Origin of the sequence: Oceanidesulfovibrio marinus, from assembly GCF_013085545.1 — a bacterium.
Lineage (GTDB): Bacteria > Desulfobacterota > Desulfovibrionia > Desulfovibrionales > Desulfovibrionaceae > Oceanidesulfovibrio > Oceanidesulfovibrio marinus.
The window spans coordinates 2,991,449-3,014,292 of sequence record NZ_CP039543.1; the positions used below are offsets into that span (position 1 = coordinate 2,991,449).

Genomic DNA, 22,844 nt, shown 5'->3' on the forward strand with positions numbered 1-22,844 from the left:
CAGCATAGTGCTATGTGCTGACCTTCTTGTGCTCTCTGCCACAGAGGGCCCCTGCACGGCATAACAGTCTGTACAGAGATAGTATTCACCTGACACTCCGCCCCTGGCGGGGTGATGGCTACGCTGCTTCTTCTTTTTCTACCTCTGCTTCGTCGATTACGATGCCGTCCAGGAACGCTTGGTAGGGCACTCGGCCGTCCATGCCGCGGCCCTGATGGGTGCGTTCCCGGTTGTAGTGGTTCAGGTAACTGTCCAGATCCTCTTGCATTTCCTCCACCGATTCGTACCACTTCTCGCGGCCCTTGATGCGGAAATGCTCGTCGAGCAATGTCCGATGCAACCGCTCCACAAAGCCGTTGCTCTGCGGCCGGCGAACCTGCGTTGTCCGGTGCTCAATCCCTTCTAATTGCAAGAACAATTCGTACGGATGCTTGTCCGGGCGACCGCAGAACTCGCGACCGTTGTCCGAGAGAATCGTCGAAATGCGCGCGATGTGCTCCTCGAAGAACGGCAGCACGTCCTCATTGAGCACGTGAACCGCGGTAACCGGCAACTTGGTGGTGTAGAGTCGGCCCCAGGCATAGCGGCTGTGGCAGTCGATAACCGACTGCAAATACACGCGTCCAACGCCCTTGAGCGTGCCCACGAAGAAGGTGTCCACGGCCACGAGGTCGCCGGTGTGACGCGTCTCGATGTGCCGGTCGCGAAACTCGGGACTGAAGCGCTCCAGGACGCGGATTTGTTCGTCCGAGAGCTCCAAACGCTGCTCTCGCACGCTCTTCTCCAGCCGCAGCAACCGCTCGTGGCGTGTGAGCAAGCCGTGCCGGCTCCAGACGCCGCGGACACCGCCGGAGCTGACCTGGACGCCTTGCAGGACAAGCTGTTGGGCGACGCGGAGCGGCCCGTGCGTGGGGTGAGCCAAGCAGTAGTCGAGGATGGCCTGCTCGACAGCCTCGTCGACGCGGTTGGGGTGCGGGCCTCGCGGCCCGGGCAGGCGGTCCAATAGACCTTCGGCGCCGAAGGTCTGGTAGTTGCGCCGGATCTCGTAGAACTGCTGCCTGGAATAGCCCATGATTTTGCACGCTTTGCTGACGTTGCCCAATTCAGTGGCCAGCTCTAGCAGACTCATCTTCCTTCGTGCTACTTTGCGTTTCGTGGTCATGGCGTTCTCCTCGAAAGGGTTCGTGAAGCTTCGCAACTCCATCGATACCCAGCCAGGGACGGCATGACCACAACCTTTTGGTGGCCCAGGTGTCAGGTTATATCCATCTCAGTTCATAATATTTCATGCTCCTGGTGGGAGATGGCTACGCTGCTTCTCAATTGTTTCTGCCCCTGTCTCGTCGACGTCGATTACGATGTCATCCAGGAATGCTTGATAGGGCACACTGGGTCATGCCGTGGTCCTTGATGCGGAAATGCTCATCGAGCAACCTCCGGGGCACCATTCCGCAAAACCGCTGCTCTGCGATCTGCATTGTCCGGTGCGCAATACACTCTAATTGCAAGGACAATACATACAGATGTTGGTCCAGCCGACCTCGGAGTTCGCGATCGTTGCCCAAAAGGATCGTGGAGATGCACACGAACAGCAGCACGTCTTCATCGAACACGTGGACCGTGGTCACGGGCAGCTTGGGTGGTGTAGAGCCGGCTCAGGCATAGCGGTTGTGGAACTGTAGATACACATCCAACGCCCTTGGGCGTGTCCGCGAAGAAGGTGCCCAAGGGCATCACGCCGGTGTGGCGTGTCTCAATGTGCGCCGGTCCGAGGAACTTTTGGGGCTCAAGTACGCCAGGAGGCGGATTTGCTCGCACGGGAACTCATGCCAGTCTTCTACTTTTAATAAGGAAGGGTCAGACTGTTTGAACTGAGATGGATATAACCTGACACCTGGGCCACCAAAAGGTTGTGGTCATGCCGTCCCTGGCTGGGTATCGATGGAGTTGCGAAGCTTCACGAACCCTTTCGAGGAGAACGCCATGACCACGAAACGCAAAGTAGCACGAAGGAAGATGAGTCTGCTAGAGCTGGCCACTGAATTGGGCAACGTCAGCAAAGCGTGCAAAATCATGGGCTATTCCAGGCAGCAGTTCTACGAGATCCGGCGCAACTACCAGACCTTCGGCGCCGAAGGTCTATTGGACCGCCTGCCCGGGCCGCGAGGCCCGCACCCCAACCGCGTCGACGAGGCTGTCGAGCAGGCCATCCTCGACTACTGCTTGGCTCACCCCACGCACGGGCCGCTCCGCGTCGCCCAACAGCTTGTCCTGCAAGGCGTCCAGGTCAGCTCCGGCGGTGTCCGCGGCGTCTGGAGCCGGCACGGCTTGCTCACACGCCACGAGCGGTTGCTGCGGCTGGAGAAGAGCGTGCGAGAGCAGCGTTTGGAGCTCTCGGACGAACAAATCCGCGTCCTGGAGCGCTTCAGTCCCGAGTTTCGCGACCGGCACATCGAGACGCGTCACACCGGCGACCTCGTGGCCGTGGACACCTTCTTCGTGGGCACGCTCAAGGGCGTTGGACGCGTGTATTTGCAGTCGGTTATCGACTGCCACAGCCGCTATGCCTGGGGCCGACTCTACACCACCAAGTTGCCGGTTACCGCGGTTCACGTGCTCAATGAGGACGTGCTGCCGTTCTTCGAGGAGCACATCGCGCGCATTTCGACGATTCTCTCGGACAACGGTCGCGAGTTCTGCGGTCGCCCGGACAAGCATCCGTACGAATTGTTCTTGCAATTAGAAGGGATTGAGCACCGGACAACGCAGGTTCGCCGGCCGCAGAGCAACGGCTTTGTGGAGCGGTTGCATCGGACATTGCTCGACGAGCATTTCCGCATCAAGGGCCGCGAGAAGTGGTACGAATCGGTGGAGGAAATGCAAGAGGATCTGGACAGTTACCTGAACCACTACAACCGGGAACGCACCCATCAGGGCCGCGGCATGGACGGCCGAGTGCCCTACCAAGCGTTCCTGGACGGCATCGTAATCGACGAAGCAGAGGTAGAAAAAGAAGAAGCAGCGTAGCCATCACCCCGCCAGGGGCGGAGTGTCAGGTGAATACTATCTCTGTACAAATATTATCTCTGAACAACCCCCTCTCACAGGTTTGATTCGCTGATCAAGTACCTAATTCTTATAGTGCAGATCTATTGCGCCGTCTGCAATTTGAGTCAATGTATCCACGTCTACGACGACAGATGATCGGCCTGATTTCTTGATAATATTGTCTCTGCGGAGTGCTTTGAATATCTTCGCAACAGTTATTTCATGCATTGATAGATAGAACGCTATTTCTGTATATGTGAGAAACCGTGGAATCACAGGCTCCTCATCGTCAGACATAAAGTCCAGAATAACCTGACACACACGCGCCGATGCCGACTTCGAAACAATCTCGGTCGATAAAGCAAGCAAGTTGACCATATTTTCTGTGAGGGACCGCACAAGAATCATATACAATGCAGGGTTCTTCTCGAGATAGTCCAGAAACACTTCACCCGGAATACAAATAAATCTGCATCGTGTCTTGGTGTATATTGTATGGTTTATCTTAGAGAACCGCCTCCGTGTGATGTCTATCTCCAATCCTGTTGTATGAATCAATATAGGGAGGAAATTTAAAAGCATTCCCTGCTTGAAGAATATATACGAACTCTCCTCCCCTGAAGGCGTTAAATATGTCAGCGCCGACACCCCCTCGATCAAATAATAAATATTCTCCGAAGGAAGCCTCGTCCCCTTTGGAATCACCACCTCTTTTCCAATTTTTTTCAGATGCTTTTCGTATATTTCGAATTGCCTGCTGGACACTTCGCGACGCCCCCTGCTCCCCCACGATATTTTTTTCACAAAGTTAGTCTGGGCTACTTTTTTCCTTCCGGGAATCTGGGAAACACAAATTGCTAGCTACAAAGGCGCCTACTCCAAAATAAAGCGTAGGTCGAGTTATGAAAGTATTTGGCAGGTGGGAATTTAATAGCATAGGGCTGCTCAACACCCTTGTTGGCATCAGTATCATGCTGTTCGGGCGCTTCGCGCCACCGCCGTCGATAGTGGTGCCGGCATCGGAAAAACTGCTCAACCTTGGCTTGCCCCAGGTCGATGGCGGCGTCCTGCTGTCCATCACGCCCATGGGCATGGCCATGATCTCGCTGTTCGTCGGGGTCGTTTACCTCTGGACCGCGGTAGACACCCTGTGGCCCAGCTTCTTGGGCGTCTTGCTGCTGGGGATGAGCGGCTATATGTCCATGCCCCAGGTCTTGGGAAAGTTCATGGGCAACCCCATGGTTGTCATGATCTTTTTCCTGTTCATCTTCGCCGCTGTTCTGATCAAGAGCAACCTGTCCGCGTACCTGGCGCACTGGTTCATGACGCGCAAGATAGTGCAAGGCAAGCCCTGGGCGTTTACCGGAACCATACTGCTTGCAACGTATTGCGTCGCCTTCTTTGAGCAGACATCGGCCTGCTTCCTGATGTGGCCCGCGCTGTACATCATCTTCGACCATGCGGGCTTCAAGAAGGGGGACAAGTACGTCAGCGTGATGATCGTCTATACAATGGTCATGGCGCTGCTGTGCTTTGCCACTGACCCTGTAAAAGGCGGTGCATTTTACTTGTTGTCCAACATGGACAACCTGGCCGCCTCGTCGTCGGACATCGCCATTGTACCGATCAACTACGCCAAGTACCTCTTCTTTGGCGTGTGCGTCTCATTGGTATGTATTGCGGCCATGCTCTTTGCCATGCGCTTCATATTCAGGATCGATGTTTCTCCCATCAAGAACATCAATATGGCGGAGATTGAAAAAGACGAACTGCCGCCCATGTCGATTCAACAAAAGATCATCATTCTTTTGTTCGTGTTCTATGCAGCCTGGCTGCTGCTCCCCGGCATAATAGGCCGCGACAATATCATAGGTGACTTCCTGGCAAAGAATGCGCTGGGCGGCACCCTGCTCGTCACCTTTATCCTGTCGTTCGTTCACATTGGCAAGAAGCCGATCGCGGACATTGTGGAGACAAACTCGGCGTATCCATGGCGGACACTCTTCCTCATCGCCACGGCGTTCCTTCTGGGCGGCTCCATGACGGGCCAGGGAACCAACGTCACGCTATTCATGGAATACCTGCTCCGCGACTATCTGTCCGGCCTGAATGGCGTAATGCTCACCGTTGCGGTGATCGTCATTGGCATTCTGGTTACCAACTTCTTCAACTCCGTTGTGGCTGGCCTTGTGCTCACTCCGGTTCTGTTGGCCATCTGCCAGGCCTTCCAGCTGGACGCCTCACCGGTCATCGTCTGCTTTTTCTACATTGTACTGGTCGCTGCAGCCACACCAGCCGCATCGCCATTTGCCGCTATTCTCTATGACAACACGCAATGGGTGGCCAAAAAGGATGTCGCATTCCATGCCGCTTTGGCTTCCGCCATTGTCGTATGTGTTCTCATTGTAGCAGGAATCCCATTAGCTCGATTCCTGTTCTGATTCTGGAGGTACTTATGAGTCCTATATCCCATTATGACGTCATTATTATTGGCTCAGGCCCCGCAGGATTGACTGCATCCATCTATGCAGCCCGAGCCAACATGAAGGTCTTGCTTCTGGACAAGCTCGCTCCCGGCGGCCAGATGATCAACACCAACGAGATCGAAAACTACACCGGGTATGGCGCAATCAACGGTGCAGAGCTCAGCATAAAGATGTTCGACCACACCCAATCACTTGGGGTCGAGTTCGATTACAAGACGGTCCTTTCCATTGAAGATAAAGGCGAGACTAAAGTCATTACCTGCGAAGAGGACGACGCCGTCTACCACGCCACGGCCGTAATCCTGGCTACCGGCACCGTGCCCCGCCGGCTCGGCATTCCGGGCGAAGAGAAGTTCGCCGGCGGCGGCATCAGCTGGTGCGCCATCTGCGACGGCGCACAGTACAGGGGCAAGGACGTCGTCGTCATCGGCGGTGGTAACTCCGCCGTGGAAGAGTCCATTTATCTCGCCGGGATAACCAACGCGCTCACCATCGTCACCCTGTTCGACCTGACAGCCGATCCCAAGGCCTGCGACCGCCTTTGCGCAATGGAGAACGTCACGATCTATCCATACCAAGATGTCCTGGAGTTCACAGGCGAAGACAAGCTCACGGGTGTCCGGTTCAAGTCCACCAAGGAAGACGCCACCGAGCGGTACGTCACGTGTGATGGTGTTTTTGAATACATCGGCCTGCAACCGACGTCGAAGTTCTTCGCCAGTCTTGGCATTCTGGACAAGTTCGGATGCATCATCGTCGACGATGAGATGAAGACATCCGTTCCCGGTGTATTCGGCGCTGGCGACATCACAGCAAAGAAACTGCGCCAGGTTATCACCGCCTGCTCCGACGGAGCCATCGCAGCCAACTCCGCAGCAAAATACGTTGAGTCTTTGCGCGGTTAATATTGGAGGTTCACTATGATCAAAGAAGTCAACACCCAGGAATACGACGCGCTGGACAAGTCCGGCGTCATGCTTGTCGAGTTTTACTCCAAGACATGCGGCCCCTGTAAGATGCTCGCTTTTGTGCTCAAGGACATCGACAAGAATATGTCGGACTTTCCCATATATACAGTCGATTTCGATGAGAACCAGGAGCTCAAGGAGCGGTGTGGCGTCAAAGGCTTCCCCACCATGCTTTTCATGAAAGACGGCGAGGAAGTGAGTCGCCTGGAAGGCCTGAAACAAAAGCCCGCAATCATCAAGGAAATTGAGAAACTGAACGCTTAACGGGAGAGATCATGAGCAATAAAGTCACATACACCTGCGAAGAGCACCTGATTACACAGCAGAACCGGGCGGAAGCGACATTTCTCAAAGCGTTTGAGGAAGCCAGACCTGGGCTGGACGATGCGCACGTCATCGTGAACCCGTACCTGATCAACCCGTTGAGCGCCCTGATCCTGTTCAATACCGAAGCGGAGACCGAAGTTACCCTGACGGTGCACGGCAAGCGTTACGCCCGGGAAGACATCACCCACACCTTCACAAAGGCCACGACCCACATCATCCCTGTACTAGGCCTGTACGAGAACCACGACACCAGGGTGACGGTGGCACTTTCCAACGGACAGAGCAGGATCTTCACGATAACGAGCGAGCCGCTGCCGGAAGATGTCTGCCGCTGCCTTAACATCCAGACATCCATGGACTACTTCGGCAACGACTTCATGTTCCTCACCCCGGCGGGCAAGAACCTGCCAACGGCCTATGACTACCGCGGCAACATCCGCTGGCTGCTCACCATCAACACCATGTTTGATATCAAGCGGTTGGCCAACGGCAACATAATGACCGGCTCGCATCGCTTCTGCCGCATGCCGTACAACGCCACCGGCCTTGTGGAGCTCAGCCTGCTGGGCAAGATTTACAAAGAGTTTCGCATGCCCGGCAACTACCACCACGACCACTTCGAGATGGAGGACGGCAACATCCTGGCGCTGACCCAGGACTTCACCACCGACACCGTGGAAGACATGATCGCCCTGCTGGATCGTGAGACTGGCGAAGTGCTCCGCACCTGGGACTACAAGGATTTCCTGCCCCAGGACGTGGCCGGTTCCGGCTCCCAGGACGCCCACGACTGGTTCCACAACAATGCCCTGTGGTACGACAAGCGCAACAACACCATCACCATTTCCGGCCGCCACCAGGACGCCGTGGTCAACTTCGACTACGATACCAGCAAGCTGAACTGGATCCTCGGCGATCCGGAAGGCTGGCCCCAGGAAATGGTGGACAAGTACTTTTTCACCCCTGTGGGCGATGTGGAGAACTTCGACTGGCAGTACGAGCAGCACGCCTGCGTGGTGTGCCCGGACGGCGACATCATGATGTTCGACAACGGCCAGTACCGCGCCAAGTCCAAGGAGAAGTACATCAAGAACCAGGACAACTTCTCCCGCGGCGTGCGCTACCGCATCGACACCGAGAAGATGGAGATCGAGCAGGTCTGGCAGTACGGCAAGGAGCTCGGCCAGGAGTTCTTCTCCCCGTACATTTGCAACGTGGAGTACTACGACGAGGGCCATTACATGGTCCACTCCGGCGGCATCGGCCGCGAAAATGGCTATGCCTCGGACAGCCTCGGCGCCTTCCTGGACATGAAGGCCCCCGGCGTGGAGCTCCGTTCCATCACGGTGGAAGAAAAAGACGGCGTTGTGCTGTACGAGATGGAGGTGGAAGGCAACTTCTACCGCGCCGAGAAGCTGCCCCCCTACCATGACGGCGAGAACATCGCCTTTGGCGAAGGAAAGCTCGTGGGTCAGCTGGATGTAACGCCCACCTTTGACACCATCCCGGACGTGAAAGAGGTGGACGAGCTTACGCCTGTGGAGCGCCAGATCGTCATCGAGGAAGACGAAGACCGCTTCGTGTTCCACGGCCTGTTCGAGCGCGGCTCCCTGGCCATGGTGGTGCTGCAGGGTGAAGAAGAGACCCGCGGCTACTTCCTGAACACCGCCGCGACGCATCATCTGGCCATGTGCTCCGGTGCCTTCCTGGAAGATGACGACCGCATGCTCAAGATCAACATCAGCAAAAACGGCCTTGCCGGCAAGTACGACATCAAAGTCATTGTTGATGACGCAATGTACCAGACCGGTGTTACCATCTACTGCTAGTTGAACAGCAAAACGTGGCGCGGCATTGCGTAGACGCCGCGCCACGTTTGTCTCTGGAGGCATCAAATGGATCTGAATCTGTCAGGCAAGGTGGCGCTGGTTACCGGAGCCGCACGAGGGATTGGCGAAGGCATCGCATCGCGCTTTATTGCAGAAGGCGCCAAAGTCGCCGTCGCAGATGTGGATGAAATACGCGCCCAACGCACACTGGAGCATCTCGGCCCGCAGAGCATGTTCGTCAGGATGGACGTCACCAACGAACAAAGCGTGCAGGACGCCGTGGATACGGTGACCGACGCGTACGGCCAGATCGATATCCTGGTCAACAACGCAGGCGTCAGCACGCGTATCAGCCTTGCGAACATGACCTATGACGACTTCGATTACGTGTTCAAGGTCAACACGTATGGCACGTTCCTGGTCACGCGGGCTGTCATTCCGCAAATGATCGAGCGGAAGCACGGCAAAATCGTGAACATTGCGGCCATGGTCGGCGCTTCACCCATGCAGACCTTCTCCCACTACAGCGCGTCCAAAGCTGCGGTCATCGCCTTTACCAAAGCCGTTGCCATGGAGCACGCCGAGTACGACCTGAACATCAACTGCGTCTGCCCCGGCGGCGTGGACACCCGCCTGTGGTCAAAGGACAACCTGCAGGTCAAAGGCGGCACGGACATCATCAACTTCAAAGCCGACATCGAACAGCGGTTCTCGCTGGGCCGGGCGCAGAAGATCGAAGATATCGCAAACATGGTCTGCTATCTTTCCTCCGACCTCACGCAGAACATCTCCGGCCAGAACTTCTTTGTTACAAGCTGACACCCCACACCGCTCGAACCACACCGCCCGGGCGCTTCAAAGACAGTCCTGGCGGTGCCCGGCGCGTGGTGGCGGTGGTTTTATTTTCTGCTCACCTTTGTTGAGGCGGATTCCAGGGGCCTGTCGCGGCAGGACCAGTGAGCACGCCATGTATGGTAGTATGGTAGTGCGGCCGGGAAGGGGGGCTTCCCGGCCGCATCCAGCATATGCACCCGTTTCCATGGCAGGACGGAGGGGCTCTGATGGGTGCTGCTGTTCCACATTGTACTGCCGCCGTTGCGACGGACCGCGCCCGCAGTCAGACACGCGGGCCGGCAGGCCGTTTACGGAGCAATCGGCAGGAGAGTGCAACCAGCGAGGCTAGCGATAGCTCTCGACAAAGCTCTTGATCCGTTTTCCGGAAGCCTCCATACGCTCACGCAGGCTCACGGCGTAGCCCTTGAGATCGTCAATGGGCGCTTTGGCCACCCCCGAACGCATGGCCGCTTCGGCAACCGCAGGCGTCTCCCACTCCAGCACGCGGGGATCAAGGGGCTTTGGAATAACGTAATCCAGGCCAAAGGACATTTCCTTCACGCTGTAGGCATCGCAAATTTCACTCGGCACCGGCTCCTTGGCCAGATCGGCCAGGGCCCTGGCGGCAGCCACCTTCATCTCCTCATTGATTTCAGTGGCCTGTACGTCGAGCGCACCGCGGAAGATGTACGGGAATCCGGAGACGTTGTTGACCTGGTTGGGGAAATCCGTGCGGCCGGTGCCCATGATGCACTCGGGGTTGGCGCCCTTGGCGTCGGCGTAGCTGATCTCCGGGTCCGGGTTGGCCATGGCGAAGATGATGGGGTTGTGCGCCATGCTGCGCACCATGTCCTGCGTCACGAGATCCTTTCTCGATAATCCCAGGAATACGTCCGCGCCTTTCATGCACTCCGCCAGGCTGGCTTCCTTGTTCTGGGCAAAGAGGACCTTGTACGGGTTCAGCCCGCCCCTGCCCTGGTAAATCAACCCCTTGGAATCGAACATATAAATATTCTCATTGGCGATTCCCAGAGAGACGTAGAACTTGGCGCAGGCGATGCCTGCCGCGCCGGCGCCGACAATCACCACCTTCATATTTTCCATTTTCTTGCCGGAAATCTCGGCGGCGTTCAGCAACCCTGCTCCGGATATGACGGCCGTGCCATGCTGGTCGTCGTGGAACACCGGGATGTTCATCTCGTCCTTGAGGACCTCCTCGATGTAAAAACATCCAGGCGCCTTTATGTCCTCCAGGTTGATGCCCCCGAACGTCGGCTCCAGGGCCTTGACCACGTCGATAAGCTGATCCGCATTGCGCACGTCCAGGTTGAGGTCGAAGACGTCGATGTCGGCAAAGTTCTTGAACAGCACGCCCTTGCCTTCCATCACCGGCTTGCCGGCCAGGGGTCCGATATTGCCCAGTCCCAGCACGGCCGAGCCGTCGGAGACCACGGCGACCAGGTTCGCCCTGCCGGTATAGAGCGCCGCTGCGGAAGGATCTTCGACAATGGCGTTGCACGCCTCGGCCACCCCTGGCGAGTAGGCCATGGACAGCTCTTTCTGGTTGCCGCACGGTTTGGTGGGGACCACTTCGATAATTCCCGGACGGGGGCTACGGCGATACTGCAGCGCTTCTTCTCGGGTATACAAGGCCATTTGGATTCCTCCTGTCGTTGTAAATGTGCTGGCACAGAGCGCGCCGTATCACGCCGCCACGCATGAACAGAGCGGAGCAACCCGGCGTTTTTCTTCTTTATTCGTTGGTTAAGCGTGCTAACGGCCAGAGAGCCGCTGCGCTGGTTGCCCGTTGGAACGACCAGGGAAACCAGAAAACAAGGAGGTCGACGTATCCTTCATATCAAGTTGCAATCCGTTGCAGCCGGAAGTGAGCGGCGCACGCTTCGCGTCCAGCCCTGCCCGGCTGGAGGGCGACCGCGATGCCGCGAATCTCACTCCGTGCCGAAATCAGTCCGAGCCATCCATGCGTTCCGCCCTGAACAGCGCCAACCGATCGAAAAGGCGCTTGTCGCGCGTCCGGCGCAACGCATCTGCGGCGTCGTCACCGTAGTCGTAGAATCCAGCGCCGCTCTTCAGGCCCAACTTGCCGTCCTGGACCATTTTTTCCAGCAAGGGCGGCGGGGCGAACTGTCCTCGCCCCAGCATTTCGTGCAGGTATTTGAAGATAGAGAGATACACATCGATGCCTGCCTGATCCGCAATTTCAAAGGGACCAAAAGCGCTCAGCCTGAAGCCGAAGGATGAGGTCACGATGCGGTCCACTTCCTCAGGCGTCGCCAGCCCCTCTTCCACGATGGCCAGGGCTTCGGCCGCCATGGCGAACTGGATGCGGTTGGCCACGAACCCCGGGGAGTTGGCACACGCGGTCGGATACTTGCGTACGGCCTCGGCAATGACTTTGGCCGTCTCCACGGTTTCCGCGCTGGTCGCGCCGGCCGGGATGACCTCGATGCAGGGCGTGATCTGCGGGGGGTGGAACCAGTGCATGCCGATGACCCGCTCCGGGTGCTGCGTCACATCACAGAGCTTGGCGATGTCAAAAGAGGATGTGTTGCTGGTCAGAACCACATCCGGCCTGGTCAGGGCGCCGAGACGGTGGAACAGCTCGCGTTTGACCTGAAGATCCTCGAACACGGCTTCGAACACGAAGTCCGCCCAGGCGGCTGACGCCTCCAGGTCATCATGAAACTCCATGCGCCCAAAAGAGGCTTCGGCCAGCTCGGCGTCGATGCGCCCTTCTCTGACCATGCCTTCCAGATGCTCTTTGACAAGCACCTTGGCCTTGTCCAGAACTCCGGGAAACTGATCCACAATGCGCACGTTGAAGCCGGCCATGGCGACGCACTGCGCAATGCCGTGGCCCATGGTGCCAGCACCGACAACCATAATCTTCCATGACGTATCCATTATATCTCCTCGTACCGCGCGTGATTAGCCAACGCCCATCAAGCGTTGCTGCAGAGCCTCATCCTTGGCCAGGACATCGGGCGAGCCGGAAAAGATCACTTCGCCCATTTCCATGACGTAACAATGGTCCAGATACGGCAGCAGCTTTGCCGAGAACTGCTCGACCACGACGGCGGTCAGCTTGAAGTCCTTCCGGATCTCGAGAATCATATCCAGCATGTCCTTCGCGATGTTCGGGGCCAGCCCTTCCGTGGGCTCGTCCAGCAGCACCAGGTCGGGGTTGCCCATCATGGTGCGGGCCACGGTGAGCATCTGCTGCTCGCCACCGCTCATCTGGGCGCCCAGTTTCTTGCGCAGGATATGCAGCTTGGGAAAGTACTTGTATGCTTCATCGAGCCCGAAGAGCTTGTCCTTATTCGGGGTATGCCTGGCTGATTTGATGCCCAGCCTGAGATTGCGACGCACAGTAAGGTTGGGAAAGATCTTGCGGTCTTCGGGAACCCATCCCAATCCGAGATTCGCGATCTTATGCGGTGGCAAGCCCACGATATTCTGCTTCTTGAAGACAATTTCACCAGTGACACGCGGCGGCGTCAGTCCCATGAACGCCCGGAACAGACTGGATTTGCCGGAGCCGTTGCGGCCAAAGAGCCCTACGAACTGCCCTTCGACAATATCGATATCGATATCGAAGATGACATGCGCGCCGCCATAGTACACGTTGAGATTTTTCGCTTGCAGCATCATTGCACCTCGTGCCCCAGATAAGCGGCCTGGACTTCATTATTATTTGCAATTTCCTTGGGCGTGCCCGTAGCCAGGATGGTCCCGTGGTGGAGTACGATGATCTCGTCGGAAATGCCGAATACGAGGTCCATGTCATGCTCAACGATGATTATCTTCGTGGTTTTGTTCAGCTCCTTGATCAGATCGGTGATGCGCAACCGCTCGGCCTTGGACAAGCCGGCCATGGGTTCGTCGAGTAGCAGGGTCTGCGGCTCCGAGGTGATGGCTACCGCCAGATCCAGAATCTTGCGGTCGCCATGGGGAATATAGGCGGCGCCGTTGTTGGCCTTATCCGCAATATTCACACGCTCCAGGATTTCCATGGCCTTCTCCTGGACCTGCTTGTTTTTCTTGAAGCTTCTGAAGGGGTGTCTCATCTGCCCCAGGCGGTGCTGCACGCCGATGCACACGTTTTCCAGCACCGTCATTTCTTCAAACAGGCTGACCACCTGGAATGAACGGGCTATGCCCTGCCCCACCACTTGGTACGGCTTGAGGCCGGTGATGTCCTTGCCCCTGTAGTGGATGGAGCCCGAGTCCGGTTTCAGCAACCCTGTCAGTAGGTTAAAGAACGTGGTCTTCCCTGCGCCGTTGGGCCCGATGATTGACAGGATGCCTGTCTCGTCGATGTCGCAGCTCACGTCGTTGGTGGCTACGAACGCCCCGAACCGCTTGACAAGATTACGTATCTCAAGAAAAGCCATAGTAATGTTCCTTATTAAGGTCTTATGGCGGAAGGCGCATGGAAATTGCGCTAATTTGTCTGCTCCACCTGCTCCTCTGCACCGCCGCCTTGCTTGGCAGGTGTGGGCAGCAAACCTTTCTTGCTCTTTTTGCCGCGGGAGCGGTTTATAATGATGCCCATCAGCCCCGTGGGGAAAAGACTCAGCACCACGACGAACAGCAGCCCGTAGATCAGCGCCCAGTGGTCCCAGAGCGCACTGAGAAGCTCTTTAAAAAGAATGAAGATGATGGAACCGACGATCGGGCCGTAGAAGCTGACTGTGCCGCCGCCAAGCAGCGTGGCCATGACCACGTCGCCTGACTTGCTCCAGTCGAGGATGTCGGCAAAGGCCGACTGGGTCAGCATGCAGTACATGCCGCCGGCCAACCCGGCAAAGGCGCTGGAAATGGTGAAGACGGCGAACTTGTACTTCCCTGTGTTGTATCCCAGGTACTGCGCGCGGATGTAATTCTGGCGCACCGCCTGCAGCGACATGCCGAAGCAGGATTTCGCCAGGGTCCGGATCAATATCGCGCACAGCAGGAACACCACGAAGCAGAAGTAGTAGTAGGTATGCGGGTCCTTCATGTTCAGGCCCAGAATGCTCACGCGGTCAATGCCGGAAAGCCCGGCTTCGCCGCCGGTCACGGCATCCCACCGCCAGCAGATGCCGAACACCACCTGGGTGAAGACAACGGTCAGCATGGCGAAATACACGCCCCGTTTTTCGCGGATCATCCAGCCCAGCATGGCGCCGAACAACGCCCCGATGGCGATCGCGGTGATCAGCGGCAGAAAGAAGGAGTCCTCACCGTAGAACCTCAGAAAACTGATGGCCGCCGCATAGGAGCCAAGACCGTAGAACGCGCCGTGGCCGAAGGAGGGCAAGCCTGTCTGTCCCAGGCAGAGGTTGAAGCTCAGGGTAAAGATGAACCACAGTAGCAGTTCTGTTCCCAGGGAAACGAAGTTCCCCAGATACGGCAGAAACGGATAACAAAGAAAGACGAGAAAAATCCAAAAGAGAGGATCCTTGCGTACTTTGTCCATGACATTCTCCATGCACCTGGCGAGCTTGTGTCTGTGCGCTTCACGATTGCAGAATCAGCACCGCTGTCGCCTTACTCGATGATGTTCTGCTGCCCCATGAGCCCGCGAGGCCAGAAGTAAACGATGACGCCCATCAGCAGGTAAGGAATGATGTCTACGTAGCGCGGCACGACAAGTGTGCCGAGGGAGATGGACAAGCCCACAAGCAGCCCGCCGATAAGCGTACCGGGGATGCTGCCCAGGCCGCCCATGAGCACGATGAGGAAGGACGGCATGAGGATGGCATTGCCCATGCCCGATTTCACGCTCCAGATAGGCGCTGCCAGGATGCCGGCGAGACCCGCCGCAGCCGAGCCCAGAACCATCACGTACAACCGAAGCTTGTAGAGGTTGTGACCCAACGCACCGACCATCTCGCTGTTGAACATGCCGGCTTTGACCACGGCGCCGAAGTTGCTTTTTTCCGTGAGAATCCAGGTTCCGCCGATCATCAGGATGGCGACGCCTGCGATGAACAGCCGGTAGTAGGAGTAGACAAAGTCGCCGATGATCAGGAGGCCGCTTGCAAAGCTCGGCGGATCGACGTTGTGCGCGGCAGGACCGAAGATCATGCGGATGAGCTCTTCCATGGCGATGGCGAAGCCCAGTGTGATGAGGAGTCCGAAAAGGGGGTCTTGTCCGTAGACCCTGCGGATAATCACCCGCTCAACAAGATAGCCGATGCCGGCTACAAAGATCGGCGCCAGGACCATGGCCGGCAGATAGCCGATGGATTGGTACATGGCCCAGAAAAAGTAGGCGCCGAAAGTGAAGATGATACCGTGGCTGAAGTTGATCACTCCCGAGACACCCAGCACCAAGCTGAATCCCAGGGCAACGGCGGTGTAGACCAGTCCGAGGACCACGCCGTTCAGAATAAGCGACAAGATAAGCATGCAGGCCTCCCTCAGAGGGGCCCGGCCGCCCTTGCAGCGGCCGGGCCGTCATTGCGAGTTATTTCTGGGCGCCACAACTTACGTCGACAGGATTTTCCTCCTCGGTCATGTCATATTCAGATGCGTGGTAGGCCTTCTGCACATCCCAAATATTGAGACCCTTGCCTTCAGGATTGGCCTTCACGATGTCCACGGTGCTGAGCACCTGATGCGTCTTGGGGGAAACGTAGCTGGGTTGAGCACGCAGGTTGTTGGTAATCTCAAGACCCTCCATTGCGCAAATCAGCTTTTCCACATCATCAAGACTGCCGGCTTTATTCGCTGCCTCGTTAATCATCATGATTGCGATGTAGCCGTTGTAATTCCCGTTATCCATGACAGGCGCGGCTGCGTCAGGGAACATCTTCTCGAACTTCTTGGATGCGGCTTCCATCTTGGGATTCTCGTTCCAGGACACTTCCACGGCGGCATACGCCTGACGCTCATCCGGATCGAGTGGATACATGTCCACATATTCCATGAGCGTATACACCACCTTCATCTTGTCATAGATCTTATACTCGGCGAGTTGCTTCAGCAGCGCCACGTTGTCGAAGCCGGCACAGGTGATCATCAATACTTCGGCGCCGGAGTTGCGGATCTGCAAAAGCTGGGAGCTGAAATCACGAGTTCCCAGAGGCACTTTGACCTCGCCCACTTCGGTGGCACCGGTTTTTTCCATCACGTCGCGAGCCCAGCGGGTTCCGGAGTGGCCCCAGGAGTAATCGTGGGTCAGGTAGAACCACTTTTTGCCCAGATTGTTCGTGGCGTAGGTTGCAGCGGCCCGGCCCAAGGCGGCCATGCTGGCGCCCACGCGGAATTGATAGTGGTTGGCTTTGGCTGAAGTCAGCTCATCGGAGTTGCCGTTGGTGCAGACGTACAGCACCTTGCGCTCTTCAGCCACGGCGCCGACGGCCATGCCGACCGAGGAGCTCACGCCGCCCACGAGGACCTTGACCTGGTCCTTTTCGATAAGGCTGCGGGCGCGTCTTGCCGCGGCATCAGGGTTGCTTTCGGAATCAAGCACTTCCAGCTCCACGGTCCTGCCAAGAATCTTGCCTCCCAGATCCTTGAGCGCCATTTCCATGCCTGCACGCTCCAGGGCGCCATGGTCGCCGTAGTTACCCGAGACCGGGCTCACCACGCCGATTTTAAACGGCTCTTCAGCCATTGCCTGGGGTGCGACTAACAGTACGCCAAGCAACATCAGACCGACGATCCAAATGCGTTTCATGGAGCTACCTCGTTTTTGTTGAGGGTTAGTGTTCCAAAGTCTCCGACAAACAATTCCCCTTCTTGTTCGGGTTAATGCGCTGTCCATCCGCCATCGACGTACAGCACGGTTCCTGTGACCATGTCCGAGGCCCGGGACGCCAGGAATACCGCGGCTCCGACAAGGTCATCGGTTGTGGCCATTCTTGAAAACAGGATGTTCTCGTCCACGTAGGCCTTGAACTCAGGCTCTTCGAACATCGCCTGCGTCAAGGGCGTCAGCAGAAAGGTGGGGGCGAGGGAGTTGACGTTGATGTTGTGTTTGGCCCACTCCACCGCAAGCACGCGGGTCATCTGGTCCATGGCCCCCTTGCTGGAACAGTAGGCGCTGCGACGAATGAGCCCTACGCTTCCTGCTTGCGACGAGATGTTGATGATCTTGCCGCCCTGCTGGGCAATCATGATCCGCCCCACAGCCTGGCAGCAGAAGAAGCTGCCCTTGAGGTTGATGTCGAGCACCTTGTCCCAGGCCTCTTCGGTCACTTCTTCCGCGATCTGAGGAATGTTGATCCCCGCGCTGTTGACGAGGATGTCGATGCGGCCATACGCCTCGTTCACCTCGGAGACGCATGCGTTGATGGACGCCGTGTCGGTAACGTCCAGCCTGCTGGACAAGGCCCGCCCCCCCCAGGTGGAGGCGATATCCTCGGCAGCGCGTTCCACCGCTTCGGCCTGGATGTCGCACAAGGCCACATCCGCGCCGTAGCGGGCCAGAGTTTGTGCGACTGCGAGACCAATGCCCCCTGCAGCGCCCGTGACCATGGCCACCTTGCCGTCAAGATCGAACTCATAGCCGCGCGGTTTGTCGTTCTGCGCCATGTTGCCCGTGGACCCCATCGCTTACCTCCATTATTGTATTTTCATATGCTCCGTCGGCGCCGCACACCCTACGCAGTGATCACAGGCAAGGTCGAGCCGCCCATGGGCATCACAAGAATGCGTGCATCTTCGCCACATTGCGCCACGGCTTCCTGCAAAGCTCCTTCGATGCTGTCCATGGGTTCGAAAAACAAGCTCCTGGCAACGTCCTCGTCCATATCGCTCACGACAAACACCCGCGCCTTGCGCAAGGCCAGGGCTATGGCTGCTGCCTTGTGGCCGCCAAGCTCAAATTTCCTTGCGATATCTTCAATGATTTTTTCGGGAGAGACGGCGTTGCATATCCAGCGCTCGAAAGTTGCCGAGCCGTAATGCTCGGGGCAGGACGCCACCAGGATGATGCATCCGCCCTCGCGCACGGCGAAGCGCGCGTTGTCCAGGGCTTTTTGCGCCTGGTACATGTTGATGTCTTTGGGGTAGCCGCCGGCGCTGACCACCACGATGTCGGCAGGCCGCTCCAAAGGAAACTTGTACAGAGAGTCGAGGAACGCGCAGCCGGCGCGGTGGGCCTCTACATAATGTCCCGCCACTGCCTTGAGGATTTGCTTGCCCGGGCCGAGCACTACGTTGAAGATGAAATCGATGGGCAAAAAGCCATGCACTTCCTCAATATCCGCACGCACGGGATTGCCTTCGATCTTCCCGGTGACCGCGCCGTCCTCCACCATCATCCGGTGGTTGGCCTGAATGCTGCGGGGCGTGGAGACGCCGGGGAACAACGCTTTGGCCCCTCCGGAGTATCCAGCGAAGTAGTGGTACTCGATGTTGCCCAGGCAGACCCTGATGTCCGCTTCCACCACAGGACGGTGGATCTCCACCGGCGTGCCACGTGAGGTGACGCCCACTTCCACGCAATCGTCCGCATCTGAATCGATGCAACGATACTCGCGCAGGATATCCGGCCCCACCAGGGATTCCATTTCTTCCCAGGTGTGTTTGCGGTGCGACCCTAGGGCGAACACGATGCAGATATCTTCCTTGCGCACTCCGCCTGCCGCCAGCTCATCCAACACCGGGGGCAGCATCTTCCGGGAGGGGCACGGCCGGGTGATATCGCTGGTCACAATGGCGACGGTCTTGCCGGGAGCGACCAGCTCGCGCAGACGCGGCGAGCCGATCGGCTGCTCCAGACTGCGGCGCATCTCCTTTTCCTCGTCGCAATCGCCTTGCGCCACGGCAGGCATCAGCACCGCCATGATGCGCCCATCTTCCAGCGCGAGGGAAAGTTTCTCCTTGCCTTTCGCCAACACCAAGTCCATGTCCCCACCTCCCATGAGCGTTTCCTTGTCGCGCTCCCCCATTGCAGGATCGCGCGCTGGCCGCGGGTTCCTGCCGAGAAGACAAGAACCCGCGGCGTTGCACATGGCTGCTAGTCGAGCCCGAGAACGTCTCTGATCTGCTTCACGCCCGTGCGGAAGCTGCACACCACGGGCTTGCCCATGTCTTTGGTCTTCTCCAGAAGCGACATCATGCTGCCCTGCGCCAGTACGACGGCGTCGTTTTCATCAACAGCCTTCTGGATGGTTTCCATGAGGATTCTGTCGTGCTTGGGCTTGTCGCCTTCTTCCAGCAAGGCTTCGTACGCACCCTTTGCGAAACAGGAGCTCACGGTGACGTCCGCGCCCATTTCCCTGGCCGTGGTTTCCACAAGGCGCGTGGAGGGGGCGACCGTGGAAATGGCAGTGGCGACCACGCCCACCTTGCCGCCGCCCTTGAGCGCCTCCTGGATGGCGATGGCGCCCATGGGCTTGTCCACCTTCACGTAGGGGATGGAGATGAGCTTCGCGGCCACGTCTGCGGCCTCGCCCACCGAGGAGCACTGGTTCAGAATGCATTCGCAGCCTAGAGACTCCAGGAGCACGGCGTACTGGCAGATTCGCTTGACAACTCCGGGCGTGGTGCCCGTGTTGGCCAGCACTTCCTTGAGCAGGCTGTCGTCGATGATGTTGACCATCTCGACCTCGGGCAGCATTTCAGCGAACAGCGCCTTCAGATCTTCAACCGAATACAAGAAGGTGTGGATAACTCCGACTTTACGTTTCGACATGGTCCTATCCTTTACTGTTTTTCGCGTATGCCTTTTCCATTGCGGCCAGCAGCGGCATGGTTTTGCCGGAAAGGTACTGCACCATTGCGCCCCCGGCGGTGCAGACATGTCCTATTTTCGACATGTCGATGAAGGACGCGGCGCAGCTCACGCTGTCCCCGCCACCAATGACCGTGTATCCGGGGGCATTTTGGATGGCTGTGAACAGAGCGCGCGAGCCCCGTTCAAAAAGCGGATTCTCATACACTCCGGGAGGGCCGTTCACGAAAACGGTTCCCGCTTTGACGATTTTTTCCTCGTAGGCGGCTATGGTCTGCTCGCCGATGTCGAGCAGATCGGCGTCCAGGGGCAGGTCTCCCACTGCGATTTCATGCCTGGCGCCGTCTTTCTCGTACGCCACGTCCAGCGGAAGATGGATGTAGTCCCCGTACTTTTCCAACAACTCCAGAGACTGGGGAAGGAATGAGTCGTAGCCACGATCGAGGATATACTTCTCGGCATTGGCGCCCAGGCGCACGCCTTTGGCCTGCATCATCACCAGACCGGTGACGCCGCAGGTCAGAATGGTCTGGGCCGCACTGCGCGACAGCACTTCGCCCATCATTCCATAGGCATCGGAGATGCGGTTGCCGCCCAAGAGATAGACAGCTGGTTGCGCAGGTGTTTCGAGCACATGGGAAAGCGCATCCACTTCCGAGAACAACAGCTCGCCCGCCGCTGCAGGCAGCAGCTCCTGAAAGGCGACCTGGGAAGGGGAGTTGCGGTGCGCCGCCGAGAACGCATCGTTGACATAGGCGTCCGCCAGCGGAGCAAGAGACCTGACAAGATAGCAGTTCAGGTACTCCCCGGGCGAGACCTTGAGCGCGAACTCGAATGCGGAGATTTCCTCCGCCAGATAGCGCAGGTTGCCCAGCAGGACTGCCTGCCCAGGATTCAGGGATTTCACTGCGGCTTGCGCGGCCGGTCCGCAAACGTCGTCAATATAGTCGACCGTGCAGCCCGCGAGCTCGGAAAGGCGCTGCGCATGCTGCGCCATGGGAATCAGGCCCTTGTAGTCCTGGGAATCTCCCTGGTGGGCGATGATTGCGATCTTCGCGCCCTGGCGCAACAGCCACACAAGAGTTCCAACACTCTTGTCGATGCGGTTTGTGTTGCGCAGCTTTCCGGTGTCTGCATCCACCGGGCAATTGATATCCAACCGCAAGATTACGGTTTTGCCCCGGTAGTCGAAATCCACAAAGGAGTGGATGCGCATGTCCTTGCTCACTTCCATTTCCCCAAACCAAGATAATCGTTGGTCTTGCCGACGCCTTCGAGCCTGTCGGTCTGCATCTCCATGGCCGCCCGGACCGCATCCATGGTTTCCGGAATGGTGATGGATTCCTGCGGGATGTTGATGGCGAACATGATGTCTTCGCCGGACTTGACCAGCGTGTCCTTCCACAGGGCGATCTCGTACATATCGCTGCGATAGTTGCCGAGATCGCGCGCGTAGCGGAACAGGGAGGCGTTGCCGAGGAACCCTTCGGCCCTGCTCACGACCCTGATTCTGTCGTGCTTGCGGAACTCCTCTTCAACGGCTTCCAGGGAGACGGACTTCTTGGGGGTCACGCACAGCGTGATGATGTGGCCATGGGTCACGGGGGTATGGACGAGGATGCCCGTGGCATGGATGTGGGGCATGATGTGCATCAGATCCAGGCATTGATGCGACGGCGCTTCGTCCACCATCAGGGCGTTGGTCAGGCCGCGGTGGTAATCGCCAGGGTCGGCCACGCGCCGGATGATGGTGATGGCGACCTTTTCAACGCCGACGCTGCGGTCCATGCTGTCAACGGCGCGGATCAGGCCGGTGGTGTTGCAGGAGGTCAGCTTGAGCCATTTCGCGCCTAGCCCCTTCTCATAGTTGGCGTAGCCATGGAAAAAGACATCTGCGACGCTGTCGGCTTCGCCGCCCTGGAACACGGCTTTCTTGCCGTGCTTTTCATAGGTCGCCTTGTTCTTGGCGCCTATGCCGCCCGGCGCTGCATCCAGAATAATATCACTGGCTTCCACCAGCTCTTCAAAGGACCCGGTAACGGGAATGTCCAGAGCCTCGAAGGCGCTGTTATCCATGCTGCCCGAGAAAAAGGGGTACGGCATGCCGCTTTCCTTCAGGGCGCGCACGGAAAGGGTTGGCCCGACATCGCACACGCCGACAAGTTCCATATCCTCTTGCCGACTGACGCCGTCAGCGAGCCTCTGTCCGATCACGCCGTATCCAACCACACCTACTTTGACCATGAAATCCTCCCGAATTGACAAAGGGTTCGAGAAAAGCCCCGCGTTAATCCCAGGTATGTGCGGAAACGGAGCCGGGCCTCACGCCGTCGGCCATGCGAGGCGGCAACGCCTGATGTAACCGCTTACATTGCAAGCCGCAAAAAAAGCCGGCCACAAAGTCCATCGCAAAACCTGCAAGAAAACAGAGCAGTTCACGGACAAAATGAAAGCGGTTACATTTTCGCATAAAAAAAACCTTTATCCCCTGCTACTGACAACAATCAGCAACACACTTAAATAGCTACACAAATCGAATCCACAAAATTTCTCCCCCATTTTGGGGGCCAAAACAATTTCCGCGTTCATTCTTCTTGCCACATTGTCCTGAGTAAAAATGTATGCGGTTACATTTTGCCAGAAAAAAAGCTGCCGCATG

At 57.6% G+C, this 22,844-nt stretch carries 20 protein-coding genes; 6 read left to right on the plus strand and 14 right to left on the minus strand.

Translation table 11 applies throughout. The features are described from left to right. Window positions 1-118 precede the first annotated feature (118 nt). A complete protein-coding gene (locus tag E8L03_RS13175) occupies window positions 119-1,162 on the minus strand; it encodes an IS481 family transposase (protein WP_171266993.1) in 1,044 nt (347 codons plus the stop codon). Window positions 1,163-1,983: 821 nt separating this feature from the next. Here E8L03_RS13175 and E8L03_RS13180 point away from each other — a divergent pair. Beyond that, the gene (locus tag E8L03_RS13180) at window positions 1,984-3,027 is read left to right on the plus strand and encodes an IS481 family transposase (RefSeq protein ID WP_171266993.1); all 1,044 of its coding nucleotides are present in this window, start codon (window positions 1,984-1,986) and stop codon (window positions 3,025-3,027) included. 102 nt (window positions 3,028-3,129) lie between these two features. Here the strand turns inward: E8L03_RS13180 and E8L03_RS13185 are convergent, their stop codons facing one another. Next, window positions 3,130-3,852: a Crp/Fnr family transcriptional regulator gene (locus E8L03_RS13185; protein WP_171267606.1), complete on the minus strand. Its 723-nt coding sequence runs from the start codon at window positions 3,850-3,852 to the stop codon at window positions 3,130-3,132. A 98-nt stretch (window positions 3,853-3,950) separates the two neighbouring features. Here E8L03_RS13185 and E8L03_RS13190 point away from each other — a divergent pair, with 98 nt between their 5' ends. From E8L03_RS13190 to E8L03_RS13210, 5 genes are all read left to right on the plus strand, one after another. Beyond that, the gene (locus E8L03_RS13190; RefSeq protein ID WP_171267607.1) at window positions 3,951-5,489 is read left to right on the plus strand and encodes an SLC13 family permease; all 1,539 of its coding nucleotides are present in this window, start codon (window positions 3,951-3,953) and stop codon (window positions 5,487-5,489) included. A gap of 14 nt (window positions 5,490-5,503) precedes the next feature. After that, window positions 5,504-6,439, plus strand: coding sequence for an NAD(P)/FAD-dependent oxidoreductase (locus tag E8L03_RS13195; protein WP_216367903.1), 936 nt, complete (start codon window positions 5,504-5,506; stop codon window positions 6,437-6,439). 15 nt (window positions 6,440-6,454) lie between these two features. Next, on the plus strand, window positions 6,455-6,766 hold the full coding sequence (locus E8L03_RS13200; protein WP_144234394.1) for a thioredoxin family protein: 312 nt from the start codon (window positions 6,455-6,457) through the stop codon (window positions 6,764-6,766). Between the two features lie 11 nt (window positions 6,767-6,777). Next, window positions 6,778-8,658, plus strand: a complete 1,881-nt coding sequence (locus tag E8L03_RS13205) for an aryl-sulfate sulfotransferase (RefSeq protein ID WP_171267608.1) — start codon at window positions 6,778-6,780, stop codon at window positions 8,656-8,658. A 66-nt stretch (window positions 8,659-8,724) separates the two neighbouring features. Then, the gene (locus tag E8L03_RS13210) at window positions 8,725-9,477 is read left to right on the plus strand and encodes an SDR family NAD(P)-dependent oxidoreductase (RefSeq protein WP_144234392.1); all 753 of its coding nucleotides are present in this window, start codon (window positions 8,725-8,727) and stop codon (window positions 9,475-9,477) included. Between the two features lie 360 nt (window positions 9,478-9,837). On the opposite strand, the gene E8L03_RS13215 is transcribed toward E8L03_RS13210, so the two are convergent. From E8L03_RS13215 to E8L03_RS13270, 12 genes are all read right to left on the minus strand, one after another. Continuing rightward, the gene (locus tag E8L03_RS13215; protein WP_171267609.1) at window positions 9,838-11,148 is read right to left on the minus strand and encodes a malic enzyme-like NAD(P)-binding protein; all 1,311 of its coding nucleotides are present in this window, start codon (window positions 11,146-11,148) and stop codon (window positions 9,838-9,840) included. A gap of 309 nt (window positions 11,149-11,457) precedes the next feature. Then, window positions 11,458-12,417 (minus strand): 3-hydroxyacyl-CoA dehydrogenase family protein, encoded by a 960-nt coding sequence (locus E8L03_RS13220; protein WP_171267610.1) that lies wholly within the window; start codon window positions 12,415-12,417, stop codon window positions 11,458-11,460. A 24-nt stretch (window positions 12,418-12,441) separates the two neighbouring features. Continuing rightward, entirely contained in the window at window positions 12,442-13,161 is a 720-nt protein-coding gene (locus tag E8L03_RS13225) for an ABC transporter ATP-binding protein (RefSeq protein ID WP_208738201.1), read from the minus strand. Next, window positions 13,161-13,907, minus strand: coding sequence for an ABC transporter ATP-binding protein (locus tag E8L03_RS13230; protein ID WP_171267611.1), 747 nt, complete (start codon window positions 13,905-13,907; stop codon window positions 13,161-13,163). Before E8L03_RS13230 ends, E8L03_RS13225 begins: the two co-directional genes overlap by 1 nt. Window positions 13,908-13,957: 50 nt before the next feature. Beyond that, window positions 13,958-14,974, minus strand: a complete 1,017-nt coding sequence (locus E8L03_RS13235; RefSeq protein WP_167512352.1) for a branched-chain amino acid ABC transporter permease — start codon at window positions 14,972-14,974, stop codon at window positions 13,958-13,960. A 71-nt stretch (window positions 14,975-15,045) separates the two neighbouring features. Then, entirely contained in the window at window positions 15,046-15,909 is an 864-nt protein-coding gene (locus E8L03_RS13240) for a branched-chain amino acid ABC transporter permease (RefSeq protein WP_144234386.1), read from the minus strand. Window positions 15,910-15,967: 58 nt separating this feature from the next. Further along, window positions 15,968-17,182 carry an ABC transporter substrate-binding protein gene (locus E8L03_RS13245; protein ID WP_167512351.1) on the minus strand — a complete coding sequence of 405 codons (1,215 nt, stop codon included), beginning with the start codon at window positions 17,180-17,182 and terminating at the stop codon, window positions 15,968-15,970. A 71-nt stretch (window positions 17,183-17,253) separates the two neighbouring features. Next, window positions 17,254-18,057, minus strand: coding sequence for an SDR family NAD(P)-dependent oxidoreductase (locus E8L03_RS13250; protein WP_208738200.1), 804 nt, complete (start codon window positions 18,055-18,057; stop codon window positions 17,254-17,256). Window positions 18,058-18,107: 50 nt separating this feature from the next. Then, window positions 18,108-19,358, minus strand: a complete 1,251-nt coding sequence (gene larAH6 / locus E8L03_RS13255; protein WP_171267612.1) for a nickel-dependent malate racemase, LarAH6 family — start codon at window positions 19,356-19,358, stop codon at window positions 18,108-18,110. Window positions 19,359-19,468: 110 nt separating this feature from the next. Next, a complete protein-coding gene (locus E8L03_RS13260) occupies window positions 19,469-20,146 on the minus strand; it encodes an aspartate/glutamate racemase family protein (protein WP_144234383.1) in 678 nt (225 codons plus the stop codon). A 4-nt stretch (window positions 20,147-20,150) separates the two neighbouring features. After that, a complete protein-coding gene (locus E8L03_RS13265; protein WP_216367904.1) occupies window positions 20,151-21,383 on the minus strand; it encodes a phosphoglycerate kinase in 1,233 nt (410 codons plus the stop codon). A gap of 26 nt (window positions 21,384-21,409) precedes the next feature. Then, entirely contained in the window at window positions 21,410-22,429 is a 1,020-nt protein-coding gene (locus E8L03_RS13270; RefSeq protein WP_144234382.1) for a type II glyceraldehyde-3-phosphate dehydrogenase, read from the minus strand. Between the last annotated feature and the right edge of the window lie 415 nt (window positions 22,430-22,844).

Bases quoted from the DNA above. Each gene is read 5' to 3' on its own strand.
- E8L03_RS13175 (WP_171266993.1), bottom strand. From the start codon at position 1,162: ATGACCACGAAACGCAAAGTAGCACGAAGGAAGATGAGTCTGCTAGAG.
- E8L03_RS13180 (WP_171266993.1), top strand. From the start codon at position 1,984: ATGACCACGAAACGCAAAGTAGCACGAAGGAAGATGAGTCTGCTAGAG.
- E8L03_RS13190 (WP_171267607.1), top strand. From the start codon at position 3,951: ATGAAAGTATTTGGCAGGTGGGAATTTAATAGCATAGGGCTGCTCAAC.
- E8L03_RS13195 (WP_216367903.1), top strand. From the start codon at position 5,504: ATGAGTCCTATATCCCATTATGACGTCATTATTATTGGCTCAGGCCCC.
- E8L03_RS13200 (WP_144234394.1), top strand. From the start codon at position 6,455: ATGATCAAAGAAGTCAACACCCAGGAATACGACGCGCTGGACAAGTCC.
- E8L03_RS13205 (WP_171267608.1), top strand. From the start codon at position 6,778: ATGAGCAATAAAGTCACATACACCTGCGAAGAGCACCTGATTACACAG.
- E8L03_RS13210 (WP_144234392.1), top strand. From the start codon at position 8,725: ATGGATCTGAATCTGTCAGGCAAGGTGGCGCTGGTTACCGGAGCCGCA.
- E8L03_RS13215 (WP_171267609.1), bottom strand. From the start codon at position 11,148: ATGGCCTTGTATACCCGAGAAGAAGCGCTGCAGTATCGCCGTAGCCCC.
- E8L03_RS13220 (WP_171267610.1), bottom strand. From the start codon at position 12,417: ATGGATACGTCATGGAAGATTATGGTTGTCGGTGCTGGCACCATGGGC.
- E8L03_RS13225 (WP_208738201.1), bottom strand. From the start codon at position 13,161: ATGCTGCAAGCGAAAAATCTCAACGTGTACTATGGCGGCGCGCATGTC.
- E8L03_RS13230 (WP_171267611.1), bottom strand. From the start codon at position 13,907: ATGGCTTTTCTTGAGATACGTAATCTTGTCAAGCGGTTCGGGGCGTTC.
- E8L03_RS13235 (WP_167512352.1), bottom strand. From the start codon at position 14,974: ATGGACAAAGTACGCAAGGATCCTCTCTTTTGGATTTTTCTCGTCTTT.
- E8L03_RS13240 (WP_144234386.1), bottom strand. From the start codon at position 15,909: ATGCTTATCTTGTCGCTTATTCTGAACGGCGTGGTCCTCGGACTGGTC.
- E8L03_RS13245 (WP_167512351.1), bottom strand. From the start codon at position 17,182: ATGAAACGCATTTGGATCGTCGGTCTGATGTTGCTTGGCGTACTGTTA.
- E8L03_RS13250 (WP_208738200.1), bottom strand. From the start codon at position 18,057: ATGGGGTCCACGGGCAACATGGCGCAGAACGACAAACCGCGCGGCTAT.
- larAH6 (WP_171267612.1), bottom strand. From the start codon at position 19,358: ATGGACTTGGTGTTGGCGAAAGGCAAGGAGAAACTTTCCCTCGCGCTG.
- E8L03_RS13260 (WP_144234383.1), bottom strand. From the start codon at position 20,146: ATGTCGAAACGTAAAGTCGGAGTTATCCACACCTTCTTGTATTCGGTT.
- E8L03_RS13270 (WP_144234382.1), bottom strand. From the start codon at position 22,429: ATGGTCAAAGTAGGTGTGGTTGGATACGGCGTGATCGGACAGAGGCTC.